This window comes from Bradyrhizobium symbiodeficiens (assembly GCF_002266465.3).
In the GTDB taxonomy this organism is placed as follows: domain Bacteria; phylum Pseudomonadota; class Alphaproteobacteria; order Rhizobiales; family Xanthobacteraceae; genus Bradyrhizobium; species Bradyrhizobium symbiodeficiens.
This window is the reverse complement of sequence record NZ_CP029427.2, coordinates 6,372,112-6,397,231: the sequence shown is the minus strand read 5'-3', so window position 1 is coordinate 6,397,231 and position 25,120 is coordinate 6,372,112. Positions and strand designations below refer to the sequence as shown.

28 protein-coding genes are annotated in these 25,120 nt (G+C 64.3%); 9 read left to right on the top strand and 19 right to left on the bottom strand.

Annotation, left to right across the window (positions count from 1 at the left end; translation table 11 throughout):
* Positions 1-29 precede the first annotated feature (29 nt).
* Positions 30-1,232 (bottom strand): MFS transporter, encoded by a 1,203-nt coding sequence (locus CIT39_RS30145; protein ID WP_094976652.1) that lies wholly within the window; start codon positions 1,230-1,232, stop codon positions 30-32.
* 165 nt (positions 1,233-1,397) lie between these two features.
* Here CIT39_RS30145 and CIT39_RS30140 point away from each other — a divergent pair, with 165 nt between their 5' ends.
* The 4 genes from CIT39_RS30140 to CIT39_RS30125 all read left to right on the top strand — a co-directional run bounded on the left by CIT39_RS30140 (position 1,398) and on the right by CIT39_RS30125 (position 5,824).
* Positions 1,398-2,201, top strand: coding sequence for an MBL fold metallo-hydrolase (locus tag CIT39_RS30140; RefSeq protein WP_094976653.1), 804 nt, complete (start codon positions 1,398-1,400; stop codon positions 2,199-2,201).
* 156 nt (positions 2,202-2,357) lie between these two features.
* A complete protein-coding gene (locus CIT39_RS30135; protein WP_094976654.1) occupies positions 2,358-3,368 on the top strand; it encodes an alpha/beta fold hydrolase in 1,011 nt (336 codons plus the stop codon).
* 14 nt (positions 3,369-3,382) lie between these two features.
* A complete protein-coding gene (locus tag CIT39_RS30130; protein ID WP_094976655.1) occupies positions 3,383-4,330 on the top strand; it encodes a fatty acid desaturase in 948 nt (315 codons plus the stop codon).
* A gap of 261 nt (positions 4,331-4,591) precedes the next feature.
* Positions 4,592-5,824 carry an EAL domain-containing response regulator gene (locus CIT39_RS30125; protein ID WP_094976656.1) on the top strand — a complete coding sequence of 411 codons (1,233 nt, stop codon included), beginning with the start codon at positions 4,592-4,594 and terminating at the stop codon, positions 5,822-5,824.
* Between the two features lie 56 nt (positions 5,825-5,880).
* Here the strand turns inward: CIT39_RS30125 and CIT39_RS30120 are convergent, their stop codons facing one another.
* The gene (locus CIT39_RS30120) at positions 5,881-6,123 is read right to left on the bottom strand and encodes a hypothetical protein (protein WP_094976657.1); all 243 of its coding nucleotides are present in this window, start codon (positions 6,121-6,123) and stop codon (positions 5,881-5,883) included.
* 138 nt (positions 6,124-6,261) lie between these two features.
* Complete coding sequence (locus tag CIT39_RS30115; RefSeq protein WP_094976658.1) at positions 6,262-7,242, bottom strand: helix-turn-helix transcriptional regulator; 981 nt, start codon at positions 7,240-7,242, stop codon at positions 6,262-6,264.
* 86 nt (positions 7,243-7,328) lie between these two features.
* On the opposite strand from CIT39_RS30115, the gene CIT39_RS30110 reads away from it, so the two are divergent.
* Entirely contained in the window at positions 7,329-7,970 is a 642-nt protein-coding gene (locus tag CIT39_RS30110; RefSeq protein WP_094976659.1) for a glutathione S-transferase family protein, read from the top strand.
* 212 nt (positions 7,971-8,182) lie between these two features.
* On the opposite strand, the gene CIT39_RS30105 is transcribed toward CIT39_RS30110, so the two are convergent.
* The 3 genes from CIT39_RS30105 to CIT39_RS30095 form a co-directional block, all read right to left on the bottom strand.
* A complete protein-coding gene (locus CIT39_RS30105; protein ID WP_094976660.1) occupies positions 8,183-8,968 on the bottom strand; it encodes an enoyl-CoA hydratase/isomerase family protein in 786 nt (261 codons plus the stop codon).
* Between the two features lie 12 nt (positions 8,969-8,980).
* On the bottom strand, positions 8,981-10,087 hold the full coding sequence (locus CIT39_RS30100; protein ID WP_094976661.1) for a cyclic nucleotide-gated ion channel: 1,107 nt from the start codon (positions 10,085-10,087) through the stop codon (positions 8,981-8,983).
* A gap of 208 nt (positions 10,088-10,295) precedes the next feature.
* Positions 10,296-11,741, bottom strand: a complete 1,446-nt coding sequence (locus tag CIT39_RS30095) for a TAXI family TRAP transporter solute-binding subunit (protein WP_094976662.1) — start codon at positions 11,739-11,741, stop codon at positions 10,296-10,298.
* Between the two features lie 403 nt (positions 11,742-12,144).
* Between CIT39_RS30095 and CIT39_RS30090 the strand changes: the two genes are divergently transcribed.
* Both CIT39_RS30090 and CIT39_RS30085 read left to right on the top strand, forming a co-directional pair.
* Positions 12,145-12,492 carry a DUF3307 domain-containing protein gene (locus CIT39_RS30090; protein WP_049801962.1) on the top strand — a complete coding sequence of 116 codons (348 nt, stop codon included), beginning with the start codon at positions 12,145-12,147 and terminating at the stop codon, positions 12,490-12,492.
* 275 nt (positions 12,493-12,767) lie between these two features.
* Positions 12,768-13,166, top strand: a complete 399-nt coding sequence (locus CIT39_RS30085) for a hypothetical protein (RefSeq protein WP_162308757.1) — start codon at positions 12,768-12,770, stop codon at positions 13,164-13,166.
* On the opposite strand, the gene CIT39_RS30080 is transcribed toward CIT39_RS30085, so the two are convergent.
* Both CIT39_RS30080 and CIT39_RS30075 read right to left on the bottom strand, forming a co-directional pair.
* Positions 13,163-13,486, bottom strand: a complete 324-nt coding sequence (locus tag CIT39_RS30080) for a YkgJ family cysteine cluster protein (protein ID WP_094977065.1) — start codon at positions 13,484-13,486, stop codon at positions 13,163-13,165. The two genes, CIT39_RS30085 and CIT39_RS30080, sit on opposite strands and share 4 nt — an antisense overlap.
* An 18-nt stretch (positions 13,487-13,504) precedes the next feature.
* Positions 13,505-14,203: a helix-turn-helix transcriptional regulator gene (locus tag CIT39_RS30075; RefSeq protein WP_094892883.1), complete on the bottom strand. Its 699-nt coding sequence runs from the start codon at positions 14,201-14,203 to the stop codon at positions 13,505-13,507.
* Between the two features lie 113 nt (positions 14,204-14,316).
* Here CIT39_RS30075 and CIT39_RS30070 point away from each other — a divergent pair, with 113 nt between their 5' ends.
* Together CIT39_RS30070 and CIT39_RS30065 are read left to right on the top strand one after the other, a co-directional pair.
* Positions 14,317-14,577: a hypothetical protein gene (locus tag CIT39_RS30070; RefSeq protein ID WP_094976664.1), complete on the top strand. Its 261-nt coding sequence runs from the start codon at positions 14,317-14,319 to the stop codon at positions 14,575-14,577.
* Positions 14,578-14,614: 37 nt separating this feature from the next.
* Positions 14,615-15,343: a glutathione S-transferase family protein gene (locus tag CIT39_RS30065; protein WP_094976665.1), complete on the top strand. Its 729-nt coding sequence runs from the start codon at positions 14,615-14,617 to the stop codon at positions 15,341-15,343.
* A gap of 194 nt (positions 15,344-15,537) precedes the next feature.
* Here CIT39_RS30065 and CIT39_RS30060 read toward each other — a convergent pair whose 3' ends face one another.
* The 11 genes from CIT39_RS30060 to CIT39_RS30010 all read right to left on the bottom strand — a co-directional run bounded on the left by CIT39_RS30060 (position 15,538) and on the right by CIT39_RS30010 (position 24,981).
* Positions 15,538-16,689, bottom strand: coding sequence for an ABC transporter substrate-binding protein (locus CIT39_RS30060; protein ID WP_094976667.1), 1,152 nt, complete (start codon positions 16,687-16,689; stop codon positions 15,538-15,540).
* Between the two features lie 90 nt (positions 16,690-16,779).
* Positions 16,780-17,199, bottom strand: a complete 420-nt coding sequence (locus tag CIT39_RS30055; protein ID WP_094976668.1) for an acyl-CoA thioesterase — start codon at positions 17,197-17,199, stop codon at positions 16,780-16,782.
* A gap of 12 nt (positions 17,200-17,211) precedes the next feature.
* On the bottom strand, positions 17,212-17,973 hold the full coding sequence (locus CIT39_RS30050; RefSeq protein ID WP_094976669.1) for an SDR family NAD(P)-dependent oxidoreductase: 762 nt from the start codon (positions 17,971-17,973) through the stop codon (positions 17,212-17,214).
* Between the two features lie 27 nt (positions 17,974-18,000).
* Positions 18,001-19,884 (bottom strand): feruloyl-CoA synthase, encoded by a 1,884-nt coding sequence (locus CIT39_RS30045; protein WP_094976670.1) that lies wholly within the window; start codon positions 19,882-19,884, stop codon positions 18,001-18,003.
* Complete coding sequence (locus tag CIT39_RS30040) at positions 19,881-20,690, bottom strand: crotonase/enoyl-CoA hydratase family protein (protein WP_094976671.1); 810 nt, start codon at positions 20,688-20,690, stop codon at positions 19,881-19,883. Before CIT39_RS30040 ends, CIT39_RS30045 begins: the two co-directional genes overlap by 4 nt.
* A gap of 128 nt (positions 20,691-20,818) precedes the next feature.
* The gene (locus CIT39_RS30035; RefSeq protein WP_094976672.1) at positions 20,819-21,217 is read right to left on the bottom strand and encodes a type II toxin-antitoxin system HicB family antitoxin; all 399 of its coding nucleotides are present in this window, start codon (positions 21,215-21,217) and stop codon (positions 20,819-20,821) included.
* A gap of 5 nt (positions 21,218-21,222) precedes the next feature.
* A complete protein-coding gene (locus CIT39_RS30030; RefSeq protein WP_094976673.1) occupies positions 21,223-21,411 on the bottom strand; it encodes a type II toxin-antitoxin system HicA family toxin in 189 nt (62 codons plus the stop codon).
* A 44-nt stretch (positions 21,412-21,455) separates the two neighbouring features.
* Complete coding sequence (locus tag CIT39_RS30025; protein ID WP_094976674.1) at positions 21,456-21,917, bottom strand: DUF3237 domain-containing protein; 462 nt, start codon at positions 21,915-21,917, stop codon at positions 21,456-21,458.
* Positions 21,918-21,929: 12 nt separating this feature from the next.
* A complete protein-coding gene (locus CIT39_RS30020; RefSeq protein WP_094976675.1) occupies positions 21,930-23,249 on the bottom strand; it encodes a TRAP transporter large permease in 1,320 nt (439 codons plus the stop codon).
* Positions 23,250-23,251: 2 nt separating this feature from the next.
* Positions 23,252-23,761: a TRAP transporter small permease gene (locus tag CIT39_RS30015; RefSeq protein ID WP_094976676.1), complete on the bottom strand. Its 510-nt coding sequence runs from the start codon at positions 23,759-23,761 to the stop codon at positions 23,252-23,254.
* A gap of 203 nt (positions 23,762-23,964) precedes the next feature.
* The gene (locus CIT39_RS30010) at positions 23,965-24,981 is read right to left on the bottom strand and encodes a TRAP transporter substrate-binding protein (protein ID WP_094976677.1); all 1,017 of its coding nucleotides are present in this window, start codon (positions 24,979-24,981) and stop codon (positions 23,965-23,967) included.
* Between the last annotated feature and the right edge of the window lie 139 nt (positions 24,982-25,120).

Genomic DNA, 25,120 nt, shown 5'->3' with positions numbered 1-25,120 from the left:
GCCACTGGCTCCGCGCCTCGCAATGACGATCAATACTTCTTCACCGCCGCCCCGAACGCCAGCCACAGTGCCATCGAGGCGAGGCCAAAGCCGCCGAGCAGCAGGAAGGTCGGTCCGTAGCCGATCCATTGCGCGATCCAGCCGCCGAGCGCGGGACTGAGGCTGGCACCGACGCCCTGCACCGTGATCACGGCGCCCTGGCCGAGATTGATGCGGCCGGTGCCGTTGAGCGCGCGCGCGACTATGCCGGGAACGGCGACCGTCTGCAGTCCGGTGCCGATGCCGTCGAGCACCTGCATCGGTACCACGCCCCACCATCCCGTGACGAAGAAGGCCAGCACGCCGCGGATGGGCAGGAACATGAAAGAGATCAGGACGATCGGCCAGTAATTGCGCTTGCTCGCGGCCTTCATCGCGATCAGCGACGTCACGACCATCACGCCCTGCGCGATCACCACGGTGGTTGCGACGAAGCTCGGGCCGCTGGCCTGTCCTTCGGCCACCGCCGCAAGGCCGTAGAGCGGAACGATCGCGGCATTGCCGAGATGAAACAGTGCGAGCGCCAGCGCCAGCACCAGCAGCGCCCGGTGCTTGAGCAGCATCGTGAATGCGTCCGGCGCGCTGTCGGGATCATCCTCCTTGCTGCCGCGTGCGGCGCGATCGTCGATCGCCTTGGCCGGGATCATCATCACGCAGGCGATCGCGATGGCGCCGAACACGGCCGCCAGCACGAATACGGCGACGTAACCGAATCTGTAGCCGAGATAGCCGGACAGTGCCGCGCCAACCATGTTGCCGGCGTGGTTGAACGCCTGGTTGCGGCCGTTGAGCGCGTTGAAGCCCTTCTGCTTGGCGATGCCGAGTGTGATCCCGGTGACCGCCGGCACGATGGCGGCGCTCGCCAGCGACTGCGCGACCTGGGAGAACGTCACCGCCCAGAAATTCTGCGAAATCAGGATGATGGCGGAGGCGAGAACGACACAGACGCCGGGAATGACGACCCACAGGCGTTTGTTGCGGCTGGAATCGATGAAGCCGCCGATCGGCGTCGTGACCAGCATGCCCGCGACATTGCCGATCGTCATCGCGGTGCCGATCAGCCCGGTCGCCCAGCCACGCTCCTGGAGAAAGACGCCGACGAACGGCCCGATGCCCGACTGCATGTCGGCCATGAAGAAGTTGAGCGCGAAGAGGGGCCAGATACGGGACGAGGAGGGAGGCCGCGAAGTCATCGATACCTGAACATGCTCGCGATCCTCTTGGCCAATCGCTCCGGCGTGGACCAGAACGTAACCGGCGCTCGTCGCGTTGGTTCCAGTCACGCCCCTGCTGCTCGTCGACCTTGCTGAAAGCGTGTTCGCAATGTCATCTTGCGATCTTCTCACGGAGCTCTGGTCATGCCTCTCTGGACCTGCGAAACCTGCGGCGCGCAATTCCCGGACGGCGGAAATCCACCCGCCTCCTGCGTGATCTGCGAGGACGAGCGGCAGTTCGTGAACTGGAACGGGCAGACCTTTCTCACGCGCGAGGAACTCGCGCGGGGACACAGGCTGGTGCAACGCGACGATCTCGGCCTCACCGGAATCGGCATGGAGCCGAGCTTCGCCATCGGGCAGCGCGCGCTGCTGGTGCCTCAAGGCGACGGCTGCGTGATGTGGGATTGCATTCCGCTCGCAACCGACGACGCCATCCCATACGTCGCAGCGCTCGGCGGCCTGAAGGCGATCGCGATCTCGCATCCGCATTACTACGGCGCGGCCGCCGACTGGAGTGACGTCTTTGGCGGCGTGCCGGTTTATCTGCATGCCGACGATCGCGCTTTCGTCACGCGGCCGCATCCTTCCATCGTGCACTGGACCGGAGAAAGCCACCGCATCTCCGACGATGTGCTGCTGCTGCGCACCGGCGGTCATTTCGCCGGCGCCACCATGCTGCACTCGGCGCGCAGTGCGGATGGCAGGGGCGCCCTGCTCACCGGCGACATCGCACAGGTGACGATGGACCGCCGCTTCGTCAGCTTCATGTATTCCTACCCCAACTACATGCCGCTCAATGCAGCCGCGGTGCGACGGATCGCGGCCGCCGTCGAGCCGCTCGCCTTCGACCGCATCTATGGCGCCTGGTGGGGGCGCAACATCGCTGGCGGCGCCAAGGCGGCCTTCGCGGCATCGGTGGAACGCTATCTGGCGGCCATCGCGTGAACCGGCGGGCGTTCGGATTTATCTTGCCGGCCCGTCATAACTGGACTAAAAGTACAGTTATTGAGCGTGGCGCAACGGCGCGTCCGCTGGGCCCGGCATGATCGATGCATTGCCGCGTCAGCGGCGTATTCTTTGGCTGCGGGCGGAGTTCGGTTCATGACGGCGCACTACGAGATCTTCGAGGCTGGCGAGGTCACCCTGCAGTCCGGGACCGTCTTTCCCTCGATGAAGCTCGCCTACAAGACCTACGGCACGCTGAGCCCGGCCAAAGACAACGTCATCCTCTATCCGACCTCGTTCAGTGCGCAGCACGCCGACACCGAATGGCTGATCGGTCCGGACGGCGTGCTCGACCCCACGCGCTACTTCATCGTCATCCCGAACCTGTTCGGCAACGGCCTGTCGTCTTCGCCGTCGAATACAGCAGTGCAGTTTCCCGAGGTGAGTTATCACGATGCCATCGCGGTCCAGCACCGGCTCCTCACCGAGCGCTTCGGCATCACGAAGCTTGCTCTCGTCTATGGCTGGTCGATGGGCGGCATGCAGGCCTATCACTGGGCGGCGCTGCACCCTGATATGGTCGAGCGTGCCGCCGTGGTCTGCGGCAGCGCGCGTTGCGCGCCCTACAATTACGTCTTCCTGGAGAGCGTGAAGGCCGCGCTCACCGCCGATCCCGCTTTCCGCGACGGCCGCTTCGCCGAGAGGCCCGTTGCCGGTTATCGCGCCATGGGGCGGGTCTATGCCGGCTGGGCGATGTCGCACGGCTTCTATCGCGACGAGCTCTGGCGCGAGGCCGGGTTCACCTCGCTGGAGGATTATCTCGTCCGTGTCTGGGACGTGACGTTCGCTCGCCGCGACGCCAATGACCTGCTGGCGCAGATCGGCATTTGGCAGAATGGCGACATCAGCCGCTGTGCGAGCTTCGCCGGCGATTTCGATCGCGCGCTGGCGGCGATCAACGCGCACATGCTGCTGATGCCGGGCGCGACCGACCGCTATTTCGATGTCCGCGACAACGAAGACGAACTCGGCCGGCTGACTGGCGCGAGATCGGCGGTGCTGCGTCCGATCCCGTCGCTGCATGGCCATCGCGCCGGCAACCCCATTGGCAATCCGCGCGACCAGGCCTTTCTCCGGGCCGAGGTCGCGGCGCTTCTCGGCAAGTAAGGCAGGGATCGATCATGACCGACGCGACCGTTTCAGAGTCCGGCCACCGCCTGAAGCCGCTGACGCCGGTGATGCTGCGCGAGCTGTCGGTCCGCTCCGATCTCAGGGGCGCGGCGCAGAGCCTCGGCCATTATGGCGTGATCGTGCTGATGGGGATGCTGATCTGGAAGATTTCGTCGAATTGGGGCGTGCTCTGGGCGCTGCCGTTGATGGCGGTGCAGGGCTATGTCGTCGCCTTCCTGTTCATGGCGGTGCACGAGACCGCGCACAAGACCGCGTTCAGGAGCCGGAGCCTCAACCTCGTCGTCGGTTATCTCTCGGCCTTCCTCATCGGACTGCCTTACGAATATTACTGCCTGTTTCACTGGGACCATCACCGCTACACCCAGGATCCGGACAAGGATCCCGAACTGATCGTCGGGGTGAAGCCGACATCCGACACCCAGCTCGCGATCGCCTATAGCGGTGTGCTCCAGGTCGCCGGCCGCCTCCGGCTGATGCTCGTCCATGCGGTCACCGGAGAGGTCACCGTCCCCTGGATCCCCGAAAACAAGCGCGCCGTCATCGTGAGAGAGGCGCGTGTCTATGTCGCGCTCTATGCGCTGCTGCTCGCGCTGTCGCTGTGGTGCTCCTCGGCCTTGCTGCTCTGGGTCTGGATCGTTCCGCTCGTCATCGGGCAGTTCTTCCTGCGGCCCTATCTCTATGCCGAGCATACCGGCTGCGAGCGCACCCGCAGCGCTTTCCAGAATACCCGCACCACCTACACTGGCGCGATGGTCAAATGGTTTGCGTGGAACATGCCCTACCATGTCGAGCATCACGCCTATCCCTCGATCCCGTTTCACGCGCTGCCGAAGCTGAACGAGATCGTCGATGACGACATCGTCCATCGCGGCCGCGGCTACATCAGAACGACGCGCGAGACCTGGGCCTGGTTTCGCCGGCAGCGGCGGGCGGGCTAGTCGCGCGCACGCATTTGCCAGCTTCCGATAGAGAGCTTCACGACGCGTTCATTGCAATTGCGCATGGCGCGGAATATTCCGCTACCGCTGCGCCGAGCTTCAAGAAAACACCATGAGAATCAATCGCTTGAAGGCCGCAAAAACGTGCCTAACGTTTCCTTCCGGATCTGGAAAGTTTTAGCCGTCTTGTATTCATGACCAGGGGAGGCCGCCGCTCTAGGTTGACGACATCAACGCCGCCGACGTGTGGAGAGATGGGTGATGAGTGCGACGAGAGGCCGTCTTCTGGTGGTCGACGACGATCTGGTGCAACGCGTTCTGATCGGCAAGATCGGGGCGAAGCTCGGTTACGAGACGGTCGTTGCTTCCTCCTACGAGGCGGCAACCGAGCTTCTGACGCGCGAGGCCTTCGAGATCATGGCACTCGACCTGTCGCTCGGCGAGCGTGACGGAGTGGAGTTGTTGCGCTTCGTCGCGGAAGCTGGCCTCCGCGCGATGTCGATCGTGATCATCAGCGGTTGCGATGACCGCATCATGAAGGCCACGCGACGGGTCGCGAACGGTTTGAAGCTGTCGCTCGGCGGATGCCTGACGAAGCCGCTGGATCTGAACCGCCTGCGCAGCGCACTGGAATTACCGGACCGCGCGCCGCCGGCCGCGACGTCCGCCTCGCCGCAGTTCCGGATCACACCGGAGAGGATTTTGCGAGGGCTCGCCGACGGCGAATTCTTCGTCGAGTTTCAGCCGAAGGTCGCGCTCCAGACCGGCAGGGTCGTCGGCGCCGAGGCGCTGGCGCGCTGGCGCACGGCCGAATTCGGAATGGTCTCGCCGATGGTCTTCGTTCCGATCGCCGAGGAGGCCGGCCTGATGCGCGAAGTGACCGATTGCATCCTGTCATCGGCGATGTCGCAGGGCCGCAAGCTGATCGAGCGCAATCCCGGTTTCACCATTGCCGTCAACATCTCGGGCTCGCTGATGTCGGATCTGGCCCTGCCCGACCGGATCGAGGAGATCCTGCGCCGCGAAAACATCTCTCCGTCCTCGCTGACGGTGGAGATCACCGAGACTTCGGCGATGGCCGACGTCGATCGCGCCAACGACATTCTGGTGCGGTTGCGGATCAAGAAGATCGGCACGGCAATCGACGATTTCGGCACCGGCTATTCGTCGCTGGCGGCCTTGGCGCGGCTTCCGTTCAGCGAGCTGAAGATCGACCAGTCCTTCATCAAGGGCTGCGCATCAGACGACGACATGATGAAGATCGTCGATGCCTCCGTGGCGCTAGCGAAGGCGTTCAACATGAAAGTGGTGGCCGAAGGCGTCGAGACTCCGGAGGCGCTCGAGATCATCCGTCGGATCGGCTGTGACGTCGCACAGGGCTTCCTGTTTGCGCCCTCGCTGCGGCGCTCGCGCGCGGAACGATGGATCTCTGAGCGCAATGCTCTCGCGGACGACCAATCCGCATCCGCGACCCCGACGGCTCTCGCGAGTTGAAGCGGCGAGCCCCGGTCGCGGAACGACCGGGGCTGCGTCGACCGATCAGGCGGGCATCAGTAGATGCCGTAGGCGCAGACATTCACGACGCGCACGCGCAGGCCGTGGCGGGTCCGGACGAGGCGCTCCTGGTAGCAGTTGCTGACGCCGGTGTTGAGGTAGATGCCGCCGCCGTGGCCCCAGCCGTGACCCCAGTGATGATGAGGATAGAAGCCGCCGGCCGACGCCGCGGTGGGCGCGAGAGCGGCGACGCCGAGCGAACCGGCAACGATCAGACCAAGAGCAAGCTTACGAAACATTTTCATTCTCCAGTGTGGCGCTAAGGCCGTTGTTGTGTCCCTGCATCTCGGTCGGGCCGAAACGCGAATGCGTTCACACGGCAAGGGGAGAATCGTGTTTCAGGACTGTTTCGTGGGCCTCGGCGAAATATGCCGGCGTCATGTTTTTCGCGCCGCGCGATATCGCGCAGCCATCGCCTCCGTCATCTCGGCCATTTTGTCGCGGAGATCGGCGGGCTCCAGCACTTCGACCTCGGAGCCAAGCCGCAGCAATTCGGACGCGGCGTGCCAGGACGTCTTGCCGACAGGCACGCGCGCGATGCGCCAGCCCTCTGCATCGGCTGTCTCCTCAAGCTGCGTGCGCGCCTTGACGTAAGGCTGGCTCAGCGCGTCCAGTAGTTTGACGCCGAACGGCGACAGCCTGACGATCGCGATATTGGGATGCATCTCCGCTTCGAGGCGGAGCGTCGCGGCCTGCCAATAGCCGGCGAGATCGAAATCGGCGGGACGATCGAAGCGGTCGTCGAGCGCGGTGCAGTCGAGCACGCGCGCGATCCGGTACGTGCGCACGCTGGTGTCGACTTGTCCGGCCAGATACCAGCCGCCGCCCTTCAGCACGAGGCCGAGCGGCGCGAGGCGACGCTGCTTCTCCGCGCGCCAGCTCTGATAGCGGATCTTGATCAGCGTCCCGCGCAACACGGCGCCCGCAATCGTGCGCAGATGCTTCGGCTCTTCGGCCTCGCCGAACCAGCCCGGCGCGTCCAGATGAAACCGTTCCTGCATCCGGCCGGCATCCTGGCGCAGGTGGACCGGCAGCGCCGCCATCAGCTTGTTTTGCGCGGCAATCATTGCCGCATCCAGCCCGAGCGCCGCCGCCGGGCCCGGCAAGCCCGCCAGAAACAGCGTCTCGGCCTCGCTCGGTGACAGGCCGTTCAGCCGCACGCGATAGCCGTCGAGCAGCCGATAGCCGCCTTCCGCGCCGCGGTCGGCGTAGACGGGAACGCCGGACGCGGCGAGCGCGTCGATGTCGCGATAGATCGTGCGGACCGAGACCTCGCAGGCCTCCGCGAGTTCAGGCGCGGTGACCTGCCCCCTGGCCTGGAGGGTGGTGAGGATCGACAACATCCGGCTCGCGCGCATGATTGTTTAAACCATACCTGACACAGGATGTCAGGTATGGCCCGCTACAAGCTGCGCCATCGCCAGCAGGCCAGATAGGATTTGCCATGACCGATTCGAACCGCGTTACCCTGTATTACTCGCCGCAAAGCCGCGCCACCGGCACGCGGGTGCTGCTGGAGGAACTGGGCGCGCCCTACGATCTGCATGTTCTCAACATGAAGGCCGGCGAGCAGCGCCAGCCCGCTTATCTCGCCATCAATCCGCTCGGCAAGGTCCCGGCGATCAGCCACGGCGGTGCCCTGGTGACCGAGCAGGTTGCGATCACCATCTATCTCGCCGATCTCTTCCCGCAGGCAGGTCTGACGCCCGCGCTGAACGATCCGTTGCGCGGGCCCTATCTGCGCTGGATCGCCTATGCCGGCTCATCCTTCGAGCCGGCGCTGATCGACAAGTTCATGCAGCGCGAGCCGGCGCCGATCACGCAGTCGCCCTACGCCGACTACGACATCATGCTCGGCGCGCTGGAAGCGCAGCTGTCGAAGGGTCCGTATCTGCTCGGCGAGCGCATGACGGCCGCGGATGTGCTGTGGGGTGTCGGGTTCAACTGGACGATGATGTTCGGGATCGTGCCGAAGAAGGACGTCTTCGTCCGCTATGCCGAACGCATGACGTCGCGGCCGGCCTTCCAGCGGATCGCTGCGGCCGACGCCGAGATGGCCGCGCAGCATGCGAAGGCTATAGAGTAACCAGGCGCGCCTCAATCTCCGCTGTCGTCCCGGGGCGCGCGTAGCGCGAGCCCGGGACCCATAACCACAGGGAGATGTGGTGACGGGGATTCGGAGTGACCCCTGTTGCGCAAAAAGTTCGCCCTGTGGTTATGGGTCCCGGGCTCATCGCTTCGCGGTGCCCCGGGACGACAGCGGAGTGTGGATGCGCGCTCGCACTCCCAACTGCTCTCTCAAAACCGCGGCGCTCGCTTCTCTGCGAACGCCTTGATGCCTTCCTTGATCTCGTCGCCGCGCATGCTGTCGCGGTGACGCTGGTCGGCGGCGGCTTCATCGAGCTCGCCGCGGGCGAATTCGTTGATCGCGCGCTTCATGCCGCGCATCGCTTGGGGCGCGTTGCCGGCGAGGATATTCGCGAGCTTGTCGACTTCCTCGTCGAGCGTCTCCTCGGGCACCATCGCGGTGAGATAGCCGATGCGCAGCATCTCCGGCGCGCTGATCTTCTGAGCCGTTAGGAACAGCTTCTTCGCATTGTCGACGCCGAGTCGCGTCACGTAGCGCTTCATGCCGCTCCGGTAATAGTGCAGCCCGAGCCGCGCCGCCGGCATGAACATCTCGGCGGTGTCGATGCCGATGCGGAAATCGCAGGCGAGTGCGAGATCGGTCGAGCCGCCATAGACGCCGCCGTTGAGCCGGCAGATCGTCGGCACGCCCAAATCCTCCAGACGGTTGACGACCACCTCGAAGGCGGAGCCCGCGCTCGGCTGCGCGTTTGCGCTCACCGCGCGCTCGGCGACCGAATTGAGGTCGTAGCCCGCGGAGAAGGCGCGGCCGGTACCGGTCAGCACCAGCACGCGGATCGCAGGATCGGCCTCGACCTGGTCGAACAACTTGACAAGCTCTGCGAGGTCCTCGGCCTGCAGGCGGTTGAGATGCTTGGGCCGGTTGAGGCGGATGGTGGCGCGTGCGCCGTCGCGTTCGAGCACGGGGCTGGTGGCTGCGTCGGTGATGTCCGACATTCTCGTCTCCTTTTACCTGTTTTCGAGTGCGCGCCGTTTCGCCTCGGCGTCGATGGTCTCCGCGAGATCGGGATGCCGTGCCATCAGCACGCGGAAGTCGACGAGGTCGAGCACCAGAAGCCGCGACACTTTCGTGGTCGAGACATTGGCGCCGCGCATGTTGTTGCCGAGCAGCGCCATCTCGCCGAAGAATGCGCCTTCGCCGAGTTGCACCTTCTTGCCGGGCAGGTCGACCTCGACCTCGCCGGCCGCGATGAAATACATGCAGTCGCCCTGCGCGCCCTTGCGGATGACCAAAGTGCGCGCCGGCAGCTCCATGGTCCGCAGCATGTGGGTGACGTCGGCAATCGCGGAGGGTCCGAGGGCCGCGAAGAACGGCACCTTGCTGACGGCCTCCCAGGTCCTGAGGAAATTGTCGCGCCGCGTCTCGGCGGCAAATCCTGTCGCCAGGATACCGGTCCAGAGGCCGAACACGCCGAGGCCCGAGATCATTACTGCGGCCGCCACCAAGCGCCCGAGCGGCGTGACCGGCACGGCGTCGCCATAGCCTGTCGTCGTCAAGGTGACTACCGCCCACCACAGCGCGGCCGGCACGCTGCCGAAGGTCTGTGGCTGCACGTCCCGCTCCAGGAAATATTCGGCGACGGAGGCGAGGAAGACCACCATCAGGAAGATCACGAGCACGCTGAGCAGCGGGCCCGATTCCAGCACCAGCACGCGGCGAAGCTGCCGCAGGCCGGGAATGCCCGGCACCACCTTCAGCACCCAGAGCACGCTCAGCAGCCAGGCCGTTCTGGGCTCGGCGCCAAGGAGAAGCGCGACCGGCACGGACAGCGCCCCGATCGCATCGACCAGCCCGGCCGAGGAGGACACATAGAGCGACAGCCGCCCCTGCCGCGCCATATGGCGCAGCCGGACCAGCCATTCGAACACGAAATAGGCGAGGCAGGTCCAGAGCAGGCCGCTGACCCACTTGTGCGCCTCGTCGGCCCGCCTGTCCGTCAGCAGCACCATGCTGAGCACGCCGGCGGTCACCGCGACATAGGCCGCCTTGGTCATGTTGCGGCCGGCCGTGGCGGCCGTGAACTGGGCCAGAGCGGTAGTCAGCGGCTTGGACATGCGGGAAGGCGGCTCGGTATCGGGACTGGTCTTACGAGGTCCCTGCTGGGACGGCGGCGCCAAAGTGCCTGCCTGTGCGGAGGCCGTCAACGAGGGGGAAGGCTCTATCTGCGCCGCGGCGTTCGGGTCCCGACTCTGCGCCGCAACGCCTTTGGGCGCTGCAGCTTGTCCGGGACAAAAGAGCAAGGGGCGGCCGGCCGGCGTGCCGTCAGGCGCTCTGGGCGGTCTTCACCACCACGACATTGCTGTCGTCGTGCTGGGCAAGGCCGGCATCGCGCACCGTCTTTTCGGTTTCGCCGGCATGGCGCTTCAGATGGTCGCGGCGCATGCCGATCTCGTCGCGGACGAATTCGTAGCCGAGCTTGAAGGTGTCGAGCCCGTCGGTACTGATCGTGCCGTCCCTCAGGCCGATGACGGCGCCGCGCAGGATGCCCTCCAGCTCGTCCTGGAGACATTCGAGTTGGTCCAGAGAGTGGGCGTGCTCGATCCGCTCGCCGACGTCGAGGATGGCGGTGGAGAGCTCGCTGGCCTTCTCCGGCGCGATGCGGGTGATCTTGGCGTAGATCGCCGCGAAGATCGATCCGATGACGCTGAGCGCGACGGCGCCCAGATACATCAGGTCGCTGTACTTATCCATGAACGACTTGGTATCGTCGTTGATGTAGTCGGCCGCCCCTTGGTGCGCCATCACGAAGGCGTCCTTCTCTGTCGAGGCCGGCTCGATTCTGGTAGCAAAGCCGTTGTCGAGCCCGAGTGCGGATTTGTTCTCGAAGATCGTGCGCGCCAGCTCGCCAGCTGTGGTCGGAGACATCCTGGATTGCGTAACCAGCAGCCATTCGAGCCCGATCGTGTCGAGGTCGTCGTCGGGAATTTGCGGCGAGGTCGATAGCGTGCCCGCCGTCAGCGTCTCGCTGGAAATGCCGGGAAGCCTGCGCGCCAGCGCCTTGGCCTCGTCGATCGCGTTGAGCGTGAAGCCGCCGCGCTTGGCGACCTGCTCATAGGTCTTGTCCCTGACAGCCCTGGAGGCATGGACGATGGCGATCACCGCGCCAAAGCCGTTCGACGGCGCAAACAACTTGTCGAGCGTTGCGCCCTGCGGCGCAATCTGGATCTTGGCGGCGTCCGGACCGTCGGGGATGTCGAGCATGCTGCGGACGAAGGCGAGCGAGGCTTCGCTCTCGGCGAGAACGGCGATCTTCTTTTTCTTCAGCTCGGCGATCGACTTGATTTTCTTGTTGCCGGGACCAAGCAGAAGCACGAGATCGTGCTCGAGGATCGCGAGCGTGCGCGCCCGCAGCGGCACCTTGGCGTCGGTGCGCAGCACGGCGAGATCGGCCTGCTTGCGGTCGAACTGCGCGAGCGCCTTGGCGTTGTCGGGGTTGTTGACGACCTTGATCCGGAAGCGCGAGGCGTTGGTCTCCAGCACCGTGGCGAGCTTGGCCGCGAACAGCGCCTCGTCGCTGTTGGGGGCGCCGACGGCAAAGGTCAGCGTCTCCGAATTGTGCAGCAGGGCGCGGCCGCCCCAGACGGTGGCGAGCGACAGCAGCAGGGTCAGCACGACGTAGAGGAAGACCTGTTGCTGATTGGTCTTGATCACCTTGGGGCGCCGCGGCGGCGGCTCGATCGGAGATGCGGTGGGGCCTTCAGTACTCATGGCAGCACTCTGGCCTTATTCTCGGGTGACGAGCAGCTCGCGGACGTGATCGCGGCGGGTGCCCTGCAATTCCTAAAGCTCTGAAAAAAGAACGATAATCTGTGCCGGCAATGATAGCGCGCCAAGTCCGGAATGCAAATTTCGAGCCGAGGGTAACCTTACTCGTCGCGGCCTCGGCGAAAGGGCATCCTATCACCGGTTAGCCACACTTGGCGATTTTCCGGTTCCCCCGGCTGCATTCCGACACGGGAGATGTCATAAATCAGAGGTCCCGGCGATTTGACCGGTCCAAGAAGAAGTTGCGCTGAACGCTCCAATTTTTCTTGTCACCTCAATGAGGGCGTCGGCCTTGTCGTTTCCACCCATGTCATCGGCGGTTCCGGTCGAAGCGCTCATTGGCTGGATGTTGCTGCTCACCTTCAAGCACATCATCGCCGATTTCGTCCTACAGACCGCCTGGATGGCGCACGGCAAGGACCAGAAGCACGGCTGGGCCCTGCCGCTTCTGGTGCATTGCCTGATTCACCTTGCGGTTGCGCTGCCGCTGATCCTGATCGTGGCGCCGAAATTCTGGTTCGTGGCCTTCATCGACTTCGTGATCCACATCACGATCGACCGCGCCAAGGGGCTGGTCTCGGCAAATTTCGGGGTCGACCTTGCGCATCCCTGGTTCTGGACCCTGATCGGCGTCGACCAGGCGCTGCACCACCTCACCGGCTTCGGCTTGTCCATCTTCATGGCGGCGAACTGAGGGCCGGCCCAGTTTGGCTGCTCGGACTTCATGGTTCGAGGCGCGCCGTCAGGCGGCGTTCCTCACCATGAGAGTTTGGGATCTCGCCGCGAACCAATTCCTCATCCTGAGGGCCCGCCAAAGGCGGGCGTCTCGAAGGATTGCCGCAACCGCAGTCCCGGCCAGCGCCTCTGATTCGCGGCGCGCGCGCAAGCACACCGGGTGACTACCGGGCAGGGTGGTTAACCTTTCATTAGAGAATTGCGCTGCATCTTCGTCGTCGAGGGAGAACTGCAATGTTTTCAAGCCGCGACGCCTTTGAAAGCGATTTCTGCCCGGTTCAGGACGAACTCCTTGGCGAGATGTATCGCGCCAGCGAGAGCGGCCTGCCGAGGTTGGTTGAGAGTGTTTCCCCAGACGCACGCGCGAAGCTGGCGCTGTTCTGCTATCGCCGCAGCCATCTGCATTCACTGGCGGTCGCGATCGCGGGAAGCTGTAACGAGCGCGACCTGATCGAGAACGGCGGCCGCGTCGGCTCGACGCTCTATGCGCTGTCGCGCGAAAGCAGGGCGAAATCCTCGCCGTCGCTGTCGGGCGGGCGCAAGCCGATCACGCTGTCGACCAAGCCGCTCTCGGTGCTCGCACCGCTGGACGACGAGATCGACGACGACATCAGCGAAGCCGTTCCGGCCTAAACGCTGGGGATCACGGGTAACCCGAACTTCCGCCGCGCCATCGCGCATTCGGTATCGCCCGGCATGCAGGTGCGGCACACTTCCGGCCGTACCGCATAGATGCCGCATGCGGTCGCTTTTCCAATATCTCCGTGCAGGGCCGAGCAGCGATCGCCCTCGCAACGCATGCCGGATTGGCGGTCGTTGACCAGCGCCTCCGGAATCGCGGCAAGCTCTTCGTCGCTCTCGATCGAGAAGCGCGGCCAGTTGGCCGAATAGCCGCAGCAGGCGCCGCAACTCTGGCAACAGCTCGACGGATCGATCTCTTTCATCGTCGTCATTTGTCCTTCGAGCATCCTTCAGGTGTCCTTGGGCGGACCCCAGACCAGGCTCTGCCGCCATTTCGCCCGCAGCACGTCGCGCCGCTCCGGATATCTCTCGTCGAGATAGTTGGCATCGACCACGCGGTCGGTGCGGAAGCTGCGGAAGTCGCCGCGTAGCTCGCACCAGGCTGCCAGCAGCCGCACGGCCTCGAGATAGCCGACCGAGATCGGCCAGATCATGCGCTCGCTGGCGCGGCCCTGCTCGTCGCGATAGCGCAGCATGATCTTCTTGCCTTCGTGGATCTGCGTGCGCGTGCGTACCATGTCCAGGCGGTCCGGCTCCCTGTTCCAGCTCGGCCGTGCCCGGCTCGCCGGCTCCAGCACGAAGGGACGCAGGCGCTCGGGCACGGTGTCGGCGATCTTGGCCATCAGATCCTCGGCCGCGCGTGCCAGTGCCGAATCGGCATGGCCGGCGACCCATTGTGCGCCCAGCACCGCCGCCTCGATCTCGTCGGGCGTCAGCATCAGCGGCGGCAGGTCGAAACCCTTCTCCAGAATATAGCCCATGCCGGCTTCACCGCGGATCGGCACGCGCTGGCCGATCAGCGTCGCGATGTCGCGATAGATCGTGCGCTTCGAGGTCTCGAGCTCGGCCGCGATGGCGTCCGCCGTCAGCGGCTTACGCGTGCGCCTCAGCACCTGGATGATCTGAAACAGCCGGTCGGCGCGTCTCATGACGGGTCTCTCGTTGGAGGTCTTTTCAGAAAGCGGCGCGCGGCTGCTGACAGGATGTTGGCAGCAGGGGGGTTCTATACCGGGACAACACATCGACTGAAGGGGATTTGTCCATGATCATTCCGACCCATTTCGGCCCGGCCATTCCGATGCTGCGGGCACAGACGTGGTCCGCATCGGCGTTCGGCCGCCTCGTTTCACTCGATCTCATGGCCGTCGACCTCCGGTTTGCCCTCGCCAGCGTGGTGACACGCTCGCTGATCCAGGCTGCGGACGCGCTGGCCCGCCATGTGATGAGCCGTGCCTGGCGGGGGGCCCGTTTCGCAGAAGATATCACGGCTGCTGCCACCATGGTGGCAGCAGCCCGGCACTAGGTTCCGTCAACTTTTTCGGTGGTTCAGGAGAAGCTTCATGATCACGCTCTACGGATTTGGCACCGGCTTCGGCCTGCCAGAAATCAGCCCCTTCGTCACCAAGACGGAGGTGCAGCTCAAGATGGCGGGGTTGCCCTACCGGAAGGAGCGGGCGATGCCGCCGGCCTCGCCCAAGGGGCAGTTGCCGTTCATCGACGACGGCGGCGAGGCGGTGGCCGATTCCACCTTCATCCGCGCCCATATCGAGCGCCGCTACGGCTTCGATTTCGATGCCGGCCTGTCGCTGGCCGAGCGCGCGCAGGCCTGGGCGTTCGAGCGGATGATCGAGCACCACGTCTATTGGGGGTTGGTCGGCGCGCGCTGGGTCGATCCGGTCAATTTCGCCAAGGGGCCTGCGCATTTCTTCGACGGCGCACCGGAGCACAATCGCGAGAAGCTCCGCGAGGATGCACAATTCCGCGTCGCCGAGAACTATCTGCTCTCGGGGCTCGGCCGCCATGGGCCCGATGACGACGTCGCCCTCGCCGTGCGTTCACTGTTCGCGCTCTCGGTGCAGCTCGGCGACAAGTCCTATCTGATGGGTAGCAAGCCCTGCGGCGTCGACGCCACCGCCTTCGGCATGCTCGCCGGCATCCTCTCGCCGTTCTTCGAATCGGCGCTGCGCGAGCGTGCCGAGGGCTTTCCGAACCTCACCGCCTATGTCGATCGCATGATGGACAATTACTATCCGGAGTTCGCCTGGACCCCGCTGCGGCAGGCAGCGTGAGGAACGCAGCGTATCCGCTTCGTCATGCCCGGGCTTGTCCCGGGCATCCACGTTCTTCGCGCCGCGTGGCAAGGCGTGGATGGCCGGGACAAGCCCGGCCATGACGACCTCAGTGGCAATGCCATTCTAGAAGCACGAAACAAAAGAGCCGGCCCTTTGAGCCGGCTCTCATCGTCTCAAATCTTTCGCAGCGCCTACTTCACCAGCGAGTACTTGCCGTCCTTCACCGTGAGCAGGATGCGCGAGCGGTCGTCGAGGCCGTAACGGTCCTTTTCGGTGAAGTTGTAAACGCCCTGGCTCGCCGCCAGCTCCTTCTCCGACAGCAGCGCCTGGCGGATCGCTTCGCGGAATTCCGGCGTACCGGGTTTTGCGGTTTTCAGCGCCGCGGGAATGATGCGCTTCAGGATCTCGAACGCATCGTAGGAATGGCCGGCGAACTGGCTGCGGCTGTTCGGGCCGTATTTGGCTTCATAGGCCGAGTTGAGCGCCAGACCCGGCTTCTTGGTCAGCGCGCTGTCCGGCTGGTCCTCGGGATCCATGACGGGACCGGAGGCCATCAGCACGCCCTCAGCCGCCTTGCCGGCGATGCGGATGAAATCCATGCTGGCGGCGCCGTGGGTCTGGTAGATCAGACCCTTGTAACCGCGTTCGCGCAATTCGGTCTGCGGCAGCGCGGCCGCGGTGCCGGACGCGCCGACCAGGATCGCGTCGGGATTGGCGGCGACCAGCTTCAGCACCTGGCCGGTCACCGAAGTATCGGGACGGGCAAAGCGTTCCTCGTCGGCGATGGTCATGCCCATCGGCACGGCCTGTGCCTTCAAATCGTTGAACCAGAGGTCGCCATAGGAGTCGGAATAGCCGATATAGCCGACTGTCTTCACGCCCTTGCTCTTCATGTGCTCGTACAGCACCTTGCCCACGATCGGGATCGGCTGCGGCATTGCCACCGACCACTTCATGCGCTCCGGCGTGATCGGGAACGGCGCCAGGCCGAAATGCGGAATGCCGGCTTCGTTGGCGACGTTGGAGACCGCGATCGTCGGCGGCGTCAGCGCCGAGCCCATGATGATGTCGGCCTTGGATTCGGTCACGAAGCGGCGCGCGTTGGTGGTCGCGGTGGTGGGATCGCCGCCGTCGTCGAGCACGATCACCTTCAGCGGCACGCCGCCGATTTCCTTCGGCACGAATTCCAGCGCGTTACGCTCGGGAATGCCGAGCGCTGCGCCGGGGCCGGTCGTGGTGGTGGTGATGCCGATGGTGATTTCGCTGGTCTGGGCCAACGCGGGCAGCGCCGGCAGGGCAAGCGTCGCCGCGGTGATGGCGGCGGTCAGGTAAAAGCGTTTCATTTATTCCTCCCTTTACGTGTTTCTTTGAAAGCAGAAATCGGGGGGTAATTCAGCCCCCTCTTTTGGTGATGCGGCGATTTAGCTCCGGACTTAGCTCCCTGTGAACTTGGCTACCATTTCCGCCGGGAACGGTGCCGATTTCAGCTTGTCGGGGTTAACGGGATCGCGGCCGACCAGAACGCGGGTCTCGAAACCCTCGATCGCCAGCGCCTCGCCCTTGTAGACGTTGTGCTTCACCTCGAAGCTCGAGCGCTTGATGCTCTCGATCTTGGTTTCGATGGTGATCCAGTCGCCATAGGTCGAGGGGATGTAGAACTTGGACCGTGTGTCGACCATAGGGATGCCCACCAGGCCGTATTTGCGGACCAGGTCCTGCTTGGAGAACCCGGCGACCTCGAACAGGGTCGAGGTCGAATCGTCGAACATCGCGAAATAGCGCGGGTAGTAGACGATATTGGCGGGGTCGCAATCGCCCCACTGGATCTGGACCTCGCGCCGGTTCACGAACATGTGTCGCGGACCTTATTTCGGCGCCATGCGCAGCGAGCCGTCGAGGCGCACCACTTCGCCGTTCAAGTACGAATTCTCGACCATGTGCAAAGCGAGCGCGGCGAATTCGTCGGCATGGCCGAGCCGGCGCGGGAAGGGGATGGCGGCGGCGAGCGAATCCTGGGCTTCCTGCGGCAGGTTCGCCAGCAGCGGAGTCAGGAACAGGCCGGGTGCGATGGTCAGCACGCGGACGCCGAATTGCGCCAGCTCGCGCGCAATCGGTAGCGTCATGCCGACGATGCCGCCCTTGGAGGCTGAATAAGCCGATTGCCCGATCTGGCCGTCATAGGCGGCAACGGAGGCCGTGTTGATGATGACGCCGCGCTCGCCAGTCGCTTGGGGCTCCAGCTTGGACATCTCGGTGGCGGCGAGGCGCAGCATGTTGAAGGTGCCGATCAGATTGACCTTGATCACCTTGTCGAAATCGGCGAGCGCCATCGGGCCGTCGCGACCGACGACGCGCTTGGCAACGCCGATGCCGGCGCAATTGACCAGCACGCGCGCCGGGCCGTGAGCTTTCGCAGCCTGCGCAACAGCGGCTTCGGCCGAGGCGGCATCGGAGACGTCGCAGGTGATTGCGACGCCCTTGATCTCGGCGGCGACGGTTTCAGCGAGCTTGGAATTGAGATCGCAGACCGCGACCTTGGCGCCCTGCGCCGCCAGTTTTCGCGCGGTGGCAGCGCCGAGGCCCGATGCGCCGCCGGTGACGATGGCTGCCTGATCCTTCAACAACATGGCGTTCTCCTGTAGTTTATGTCGGGGTCAACCGACCGATATCACACGGTCCGATGGATTGGCAGCATAGAGCTCCTCGATCAATTCGGTGCGGTGCTCGAGCACGGCGCGCTGGTTGATCGAGCCCTTGTCGGTGACTTCGCCCTTGTCAATCGAGAGCGGCGCGTCCATCAGGATCGCGCGCGTGATCCGGGTCGAGGAGCCGGTGGCCGAAGAAAGGAAACGGGTCAGGCGCTCGCGAAAAGCCTCGCGGACCAGCCGGTCGCGCGTCGCGACGACGAGATCGTCGGTCGGCAGCGTCGGGTTGATCAGCCGGCAGCCGTCGAGGTCGAGCACCACGAGCGCCGAGACCTCGTCGCGGTTGATGCCGGCGATGACGACGTCGCGCACCAGCGGAGCGCAGGCCGCCGTGAGGCGCGCGCGTAAGGGGCCGACGCTGACCCAGGTGCCGCTGGCGAGCTTGAAGTCCTCGCCGACGCGGCCGTCGAAATCGAAGCCGGCGTTGAAATCATGGGGATCGGACGGCTTGAGCGCGTCGCCCATCTTGTAAAATCCTTCCTCGTCGAAGGATTTCGCGGTGATGTCGGGCTGGCGCCAGTAGCCGGGCATCACGTTCGGCCCCTTGGCGCGCACTTCCAGCTTGCCGTTGTTCGGCACCAGCTTGGCGTCATTGCCCGATACGGGCAGGCCGACATGGCCGGAGCGGCTGGTGCGTGGATTGACCGACATGAAGAACGGCGCGGTCTCGGTCGCGCCGAGCCCGGTCAGCATCGGCACGCGATAGCCTTTTTCCTTCACGGCGAGCTCGTCGAGGCTGTCCCAGATGAACGGCGACAGCGCGGCGCCCGAGAAGAACATCGCGTGCAGGCGGTCGAAGAATTTTGCGCGCAGGCCCTGGTCGTCGCGCAGATAGGGCAGCAGCGATTCATAGCCCTTGGGCACGTTGAAATAGACCGTCGGCGATATCTCCTGGAGATTGCGCACGGTCTCCTCGATGCCGCCGGGCATCGGCTTGCCGGCGTCCAGATACATCGAGCCGCCGTTGTAGAGCGTCAGCCCGATATTGTGGTTGCCGCCGAAAGTGTGATTCCAGGGCAGCCAGTCGATGATGACGGGCGGCTCGTCCTTGAGGAAGGCCAGCGTCTCGCGCAGCATCACCTGGTTGGCGCAGATCATGCGCTGGGTGTTGATGACGGCCTTGGGGTTGCCGGTCGAGCCCGAGGTCAGCAGGAATTTTGCGATCGTGTCCGGGCCGATCCTGCCATGGACATCGTCGAGATCGCTGCGGATCGGCGTCGCCATGAGGTCGGCGAGCGTGGTGACGTCGCGCCCCGGCACGTGGCCATAGGACGTGGCGATCTCGGTGCCGAGCGAGACGTTGGCGGCAAGCGCATCGGCGAACTTGTCGGCATCCTCGGCGAAGACGAGGCCGGGCGTCAGCAGCTTCATCAGATAGGACAGCTTGCCGTAGTCCTTCGACACCAGCGAATAGGCCGGCGACACCGGGCAGAACGGAATGCCGGCATAGAACGCGCCGAACGCGAGCAGGGCGTGGTCGATCGAATTGCCCGAGAGGATGACGACCGGCCGCTCCGCCGACAGGCCGCGCGCGATCAGGCTCGATGCGATGTGACGGCTTGCGACGAGCAGCTCGGCGTAGCTGATCTTGCGCCAGAAGCGGCCGCCTTCGCGCTCGGCCATGAAGACGCGGTCCGGCGTCGTGGCGGCCCAATGATGCAGGCGGTCGGTGAGGCGCACCGGATAATCGCCGAGCGGCTGTGTGGGTCTGAGGTAAATCGTGCCGTCGTCGCGTCGCTCGATGTTGACGGCGGGATCGCCGAACGAGATGGGCCGCAGCGGGAAAGTGCTCGCGCCGCGCTCCATGCTGGAAGAGGACGGCTGCGCGCTCATGACTTCGGCTTCACCTTTGCGGTCTTGTGTTCGAGGAATTCGCGGATCCTGCGCTTTGCCTCCTTGTCGCTCTGCGCGACGGTCGCCATCAGCGATTCCATCAGCAGGCCGGTCTGCGGATTGGCCTCCGCGATCATAGGCAGCGCCTGGAGCACGGCGAAGTTCGTCAGTGGTGCGTTGGAAGCGACTTTGGTTGCAAGCTCCATCGCCTTGCCGAGCCCGTTGCCGGCTTCCGTGACATATTGCGCGAAGCCGTAGGACGCGCCTTCGGTCGCGCTGTAGACGCGGCCCGTCAGCATCATGTCCATCATCCTGGCAACGCCGATCAATCGCGGCAGCCGCACCGAGCCGCCGCCGCCGACGAAGATGCCGCGCTGTCCTTCCGGAAGCGCGAAATAGGTCGAGGGCTCGGCGACGCGGATATGCGCCGAGCAGGCGAGCTCCAGCCCGCCGCCGATCACGGCGCCCCTCAGCGCCGCGATCACGGGGACGCGGCTGTACTGGATGCGGTCGAACACCCGGTGCCACATCTGGGAATGCAGCAGGCCGCCGGTCGCGTCATGCTCGGTCAGTTCGGACAGGTCGAGGCCCGAGGAGAAATGATCGCCGATGCCGTGGATGACCACCGCGCCGATATCCTCGGGCAGGGACGCAAAACACTCGCCGATTTCCAGGATGATGCCGTCGTTGAGCGCATTGCGCTTGGCCGGCCGGTTCAGACCCACGGTCAGAACCCGGTCCGCCCTCTCGATCCGGAGTAGCCCGGAGGCGCCCGCGTCAGCGGTCTCGGCGTTTCCCTGTGTCATTTGCGTCCTTGTTAGAATAGTTATGTTGTATAACGAATTCCCGGGGAGTCAAGGAGGGCCGTCCTCGCACTCGCGAGGGTGAACCATCAGGTAATCGGTGCCACATGGGCGCAAGACGCGGAAATGCTTCAGGCGGCTTCAGTCATCAGCTTTTTTGCGGCCTGGGCAAGCAGGCCCGATCGTGTGTAGCCGTGGGCTTCAGCGTACTTGTCGATCTGCTCCAGGACGTCACCGGGCAACGTGACATTGACGCGTACGATCTTGGGCTGGCCATCTTTCACCGACACCAGAATGGCGACGCCAGAGCGGTTCGCGGGATCCGACATGATGTCTTCGAGCGACGAAGGCTCGGGAATAGCCTCGCCGTCTTCTTCCAGCCCTTCAAGATGAAACGCCAGCGCTTCTTCGGCCATGTCCCGCGCTTCATCCAGGGTGGACCCCGCAGTCACAACGCCGGGCAGGTCAGGAAACGACACGCCGAAATCGCTGTCGGCATCCTTATGGATAAGACCAATATAGTGACGCATGGCGCTTACCTCAGTTGCAGTCCTGATTGCTGTTCAATGCTCTTCAACGTTCCGAGCGCGATGTCTCGCTTCGGATGAGGGACCGTCACGCGGCCCTTTTTGGTCGGATGCCTGAACTGGACGTGGCTGCCCTTCTGAGCCACTTGCACCCAGCCATCCCTGTGAAGGGCCGAGATGATGTCTCGGCTATTCATGGTGTGTATTTATACACACCGATGTGGCGGCGGTCAATGCGGCCTCACATCACCTGATGCACGTCGATCACGACGCGGTCCGCATGGCGCGCGGCCGAGCCGACGAAAATGCACTCCATCAGCCAGCGATAGTTCTCATGCCCGGTCTCGAATTTCGGCACGGTGCGGAAGTAGATCAGCCTGGGATCGACCGGCTCGCCGCGCTTGAGCTTTTGCAGGAGCTCGACCGGACCGAAGCGCATGCCCTTGTTCTCGACATAGACGATGGCGCCGTCGTCGGTTTCGAACGCGTATTTGGCTTCGAGATCGATCAGTTCGTTGGGGCGAATGGTCTGGAAGTCGGCGCCGAACGGCAGCACCTTTCCTGAGATCGCGCCTGTCACCTCGCCGCCGACGATCGGAATGATGCGGCGAACGCCGATCCCGGTCTCGCCGGCGGTGACGACGTCGCCGATGCGCGCGGTGACGGTGAAGACGTATTTGGTCTCGAGCGTCGGTGTGGTCATCGCTTCACCTCTTCAATTCGCCATCATCCGCGTCGGTAGCCAGGTCGCCAGCAGCGGGAAGGCGATCAGGATCACGAGGCGGATCAGGTCCGTGACCACGAAGGGAATCACGCCCTTGAAGATCGTGGAGAAGGAGACGTCCTTCACCACGCTCTTGATGACAAAGACGTTCATGCCGACCGGCGGGTGGATCAGGCCGAGCTCGACGGTCATCACGATGATGACGCCGAACCAGATCGGATCGAAACCGAGATGCGTGATCACGGGGAAGATGATCGGCACCGTGAGGATGATCATCGCCATGGCGTCCATCAGGCAGCCGAGCACGAGATACATCACCATGATCAGCGCCAGCACGCCGTAGGGGCCAAGGCCGAGGCCGGTGAGGAATTCCGTCACCTTCTGCGGCGTCTGCGTCACCGTGAGGAAATAGCCGAAGATCAGCGCGCCGATCAGCACGGTGAAGACGGCGGCCGCGGTGCGCGTCGCCTGCAGCAGCGACGCCAGGATCTTCTCGCGGTCGAGCCGGCCGGTCACCACGCCGATGATGAACGCGCCGGCGGCGCCGACGCCGCCAGCTTCGGTCGGTGTGAAGCGCGGCAAATAGGGCAGGCCGTAGAGTCCGCCGATCACGAAGATGAACAGCAGCACCGGCGCCCAGATCTCCTTCAGGCCGGCAAAGCGCTCGCGCCACGGCGTCACCTTGCCCTTCGGCAGGAAGTCGGGACGAAAATAGCCGATCAGGAAGATCGTGATCATGTACATGCTCATCGCCAGCAGGCCCGGGATGATGCCGGCGATGAAGAGCTTCCCGATGTCCTGCTCGGTGATGATGCCGTACACCGCAAGCACGGTGGAGGGCGGCAGCATCGCGCCCAGCGTGCCGCCGGCGGCGATCACGCCGGTGGCGAACGATTGCGGATAGCCGAAGCGGCGCATCTCGGGATAGGCGACGGCGGAGAAGGTGGCGGCGGTCGCGACGGAGGAGCCGCAGATCGCGGCAAAGCCGCCGCAGGCGCCGACGGTGGCGATGCCGAGCCCGCCGCGCAAATGTCCGACGAAGCCGTTGGCGGCGCGGAACAGCTCGCGGCTCATGCCCGAATTGGACACGAACGAGCCCATCAGCAGGAACATCGGGATGACGCCGAAGGTGTAGTCGGTCACCGTGCGCATCGAGGTCTGGCCGACCAGCTTCAGCGCCGCATTGCCGTTGACGAGATAGGCGAAGCCGGAGACGCCGACGAGGCCCATGGCCATGCCGACGGGCACGCGGAGCAGCATCAGGACGAACAGGGAAACGAAGCCGATTAAGGCGACGGCATCGGTGCTCATGATTACTCCGTCGCCTTCAATTTGGGATCGTGCATGTCTTCAGGATGAAAGATCAGGCGGTAGGTGCGGATCGCGATCAGCAGCACGGCTGCGGCATCGCCGATCCATGCGACCGCAAAGAACGGCCATGTCGGCATGTGCATGTCGAAGGTCTGGACATTGTCGTTGTAGGTGCCGCGCACCTTGTCGAACAGCGTCCAGGTCTGCACGGTCACGACGAACAGCAGCACCAGCGTTGCGAACACGTCGATCCAGCGCTGCTGGCGCGGCCCGACATTGCCCCACACGAGGTCGACCGTGATGTGGGTGCCGCGATAGGAGGTCGCCGCGATCCCCCAGAAGATGAGAATGCCGAGCAGCAAGCGGCCGATGTCGAAGCTGTCGGGGATCGAGTAGTTCAGCGTGTTGCGCAGCAGCACCGACAGGAAGATGTCGAGTGCGACGATGCCGACGAAGCCGGCCGCGATCCATTCGATCGTGTCGATGACGCGGTCCATCCAGGAGCGCTTCATGAGGGAAGAGTCCTATCTAAAATCCAGCGAAGTCGGGTTCCGAGAGGGAGGTGCGCTCCCTCTCCCGCTTGCGGGGGAGGGCTGGGGTGGGGGTGCATCCGCAATGAACGATCCCAAAGTGGAGAGAGCCCCCACCCGGCGCTTCGCGCCGACCTCCCCCGCAAGCGGGAGAGGTGCAGCGAGTGCGTGATCGCGTCTCGGCTTCACTCCGCCAGCGCGTTGTACTTCTTCAGCGAGGCCTTGAGCTCCGCGAGCGCGGCATCGGGATCGGCGCCGGTCTTCTTCGCGCCCTCGGACCAGGTCTTGACCAGCGGCTCGGCGGCCTTCTTCCAGGCGGCGGTCTGCTCGGGCGTCAGCTTGTAGACCTCGTGGCCGGATTCCGCCTTCACCTTGTCGATGCCGGCATCCTCGAACTTGCCCCAGTGCTCGCCGACCACGCCGGCCATTTCGGTCGAGCAATTCTTGTCGATCGCGGCCTTCTGCTTGTCGGACATCGCATTGTATTTGTCCTTGTTCATTACGAACACGAAGGTCGTGGTGTAGAGCGGCGCCTCCATGTCGTACTTGGTCACCTTGTCGATGCCGAACAGCACCAGGGAACCCCAGGGGAAGGTGACGCCGTCGGCGACGCCGCGCTCGATGATGTCGCGGACCTCAGGCGCGGAGGACTGCACGTTGGTGCCGCCGAGCGATGTCACGAAGTTCGCCATGGTGGCGTGCGCCGGGCGGATCTTCATGCCCTTCACGTCCTCGGGCATCACGATCTTCTTGGTCTTGGAATGGAACGAAGAGGGCGAGTGGACGAACGCCAGGCAATATTTGACGTCCTTCATCTCCTTCTCGGCATATTTGCGATACCAGGCGTCCAGGCCCATCGAGCCGCCCTTGGCATCCGAGATCAGGAACGGCAGCTCGCCGGCGCCGATGATCGGGAAGCGGCCGGGCTGGTAACCGGGATTGACATAGGTGACGTCGGCGATGCCGTCGCGCGCCATGTCGTAATGGTCGAACGCTTTGCCGAGCTGCTGGGCCGGAAACACCTTGCCCGTGATAGTGCCGCCGGAATCCTTGTTCACCGCGGCTACCCAGTCTTCCAATGATTTCTGCAGCGGATGCGAGGCCGGCACCCAGTGCGAGACCTTCAGGTCGAAGGTCTTGTCCTGCGCAAACGCAGGCGTCACGCTTGCTGCCAGCAGCAAAGCCAGACAGGCTTTCCTCATCACACGTCTCTCCCTTTTTGGCGAGGCGGGCTTCGATGGCCCGGTCTCATTAATTAACATGTTATCTAAATGGCGGGCCTGTTCAAGCCGGAACTGACGCGCGCGCTCGCGCATCCTCATCGTCAGCCTTGGTGCATGG

What these genes read in the sequence shown, in the direction of transcription:
- CIT39_RS30055 (WP_094976668.1), bottom strand. Translation starts at nt 17,199, where the DNA reads ATGTTCGTGAACCGGCGCGAGGTCCAGATCCAGTGGGGCGATTGCGAC.
- CIT39_RS30135 (WP_094976654.1), top strand. Translation starts at nt 2,358, where the DNA reads ATGACGGCGCACTACGAGATCTTCGAGGCTGGCGAGGTCACCCTGCAG.
- CIT39_RS30140 (WP_094976653.1), top strand. Translation starts at nt 1,398, where the DNA reads ATGCCTCTCTGGACCTGCGAAACCTGCGGCGCGCAATTCCCGGACGGC.
- CIT39_RS30045 (WP_094976670.1), bottom strand. Translation starts at nt 19,884, where the DNA reads ATGAGCGCGCAGCCGTCCTCTTCCAGCATGGAGCGCGGCGCGAGCACT.
- CIT39_RS30095 (WP_094976662.1), bottom strand. Translation starts at nt 11,741, where the DNA reads ATGAGTACTGAAGGCCCCACCGCATCTCCGATCGAGCCGCCGCCGCGG.
- CIT39_RS30065 (WP_094976665.1), top strand. Translation starts at nt 14,615, where the DNA reads ATGATCACGCTCTACGGATTTGGCACCGGCTTCGGCCTGCCAGAAATC.
- CIT39_RS30050 (WP_094976669.1), bottom strand. Translation starts at nt 17,973, where the DNA reads ATGTTGTTGAAGGATCAGGCAGCCATCGTCACCGGCGGCGCATCGGGC.
- CIT39_RS30125 (WP_094976656.1), top strand. Translation starts at nt 4,592, where the DNA reads ATGAGTGCGACGAGAGGCCGTCTTCTGGTGGTCGACGACGATCTGGTG.
- CIT39_RS30075 (WP_094892883.1), bottom strand. Translation starts at nt 14,203, where the DNA reads ATGAGACGCGCCGACCGGCTGTTTCAGATCATCCAGGTGCTGAGGCGC.
- CIT39_RS30120 (WP_094976657.1), bottom strand. Translation starts at nt 6,123, where the DNA reads ATGTTTCGTAAGCTTGCTCTTGGTCTGATCGTTGCCGGTTCGCTCGGC.
- CIT39_RS30115 (WP_094976658.1), bottom strand. Translation starts at nt 7,242, where the DNA reads ATGCGCGCGAGCCGGATGTTGTCGATCCTCACCACCCTCCAGGCCAGG.
- CIT39_RS30030 (WP_094976673.1), bottom strand. Translation starts at nt 21,411, where the DNA reads ATGAATAGCCGAGACATCATCTCGGCCCTTCACAGGGATGGCTGGGTG.
- CIT39_RS30085 (WP_162308757.1), top strand. Translation starts at nt 12,768, where the DNA reads ATGTTTTCAAGCCGCGACGCCTTTGAAAGCGATTTCTGCCCGGTTCAG.
- CIT39_RS30015 (WP_094976676.1), bottom strand. Translation starts at nt 23,761, where the DNA reads ATGAAGCGCTCCTGGATGGACCGCGTCATCGACACGATCGAATGGATC.
- CIT39_RS30070 (WP_094976664.1), top strand. Translation starts at nt 14,317, where the DNA reads ATGATCATTCCGACCCATTTCGGCCCGGCCATTCCGATGCTGCGGGCA.
- CIT39_RS30090 (WP_049801962.1), top strand. Translation starts at nt 12,145, where the DNA reads ATGTTGCTGCTCACCTTCAAGCACATCATCGCCGATTTCGTCCTACAG.
- CIT39_RS30025 (WP_094976674.1), bottom strand. Translation starts at nt 21,917, where the DNA reads ATGACCACACCGACGCTCGAGACCAAATACGTCTTCACCGTCACCGCG.
- CIT39_RS30010 (WP_094976677.1), bottom strand. Translation starts at nt 24,981, where the DNA reads ATGAGGAAAGCCTGTCTGGCTTTGCTGCTGGCAGCAAGCGTGACGCCT.
- CIT39_RS30035 (WP_094976672.1), bottom strand. Translation starts at nt 21,217, where the DNA reads ATGCGTCACTATATTGGTCTTATCCATAAGGATGCCGACAGCGATTTC.
- CIT39_RS30145 (WP_094976652.1), bottom strand. Translation starts at nt 1,232, where the DNA reads ATGACTTCGCGGCCTCCCTCCTCGTCCCGTATCTGGCCCCTCTTCGCG.
- CIT39_RS30130 (WP_094976655.1), top strand. Translation starts at nt 3,383, where the DNA reads ATGACCGACGCGACCGTTTCAGAGTCCGGCCACCGCCTGAAGCCGCTG.
- CIT39_RS30080 (WP_094977065.1), bottom strand. Translation starts at nt 13,486, where the DNA reads ATGACGACGATGAAAGAGATCGATCCGTCGAGCTGTTGCCAGAGTTGC.
- CIT39_RS30040 (WP_094976671.1), bottom strand. Translation starts at nt 20,690, where the DNA reads ATGACACAGGGAAACGCCGAGACCGCTGACGCGGGCGCCTCCGGGCTA.
- CIT39_RS30110 (WP_094976659.1), top strand. Translation starts at nt 7,329, where the DNA reads ATGACCGATTCGAACCGCGTTACCCTGTATTACTCGCCGCAAAGCCGC.
- CIT39_RS30105 (WP_094976660.1), bottom strand. Translation starts at nt 8,968, where the DNA reads ATGTCGGACATCACCGACGCAGCCACCAGCCCCGTGCTCGAACGCGAC.
- CIT39_RS30020 (WP_094976675.1), bottom strand. Translation starts at nt 23,249, where the DNA reads ATGAGCACCGATGCCGTCGCCTTAATCGGCTTCGTTTCCCTGTTCGTC.
- CIT39_RS30100 (WP_094976661.1), bottom strand. Translation starts at nt 10,087, where the DNA reads ATGTCCAAGCCGCTGACTACCGCTCTGGCCCAGTTCACGGCCGCCACG.
- CIT39_RS30060 (WP_094976667.1), bottom strand. Translation starts at nt 16,689, where the DNA reads ATGAAACGCTTTTACCTGACCGCCGCCATCACCGCGGCGACGCTTGCC.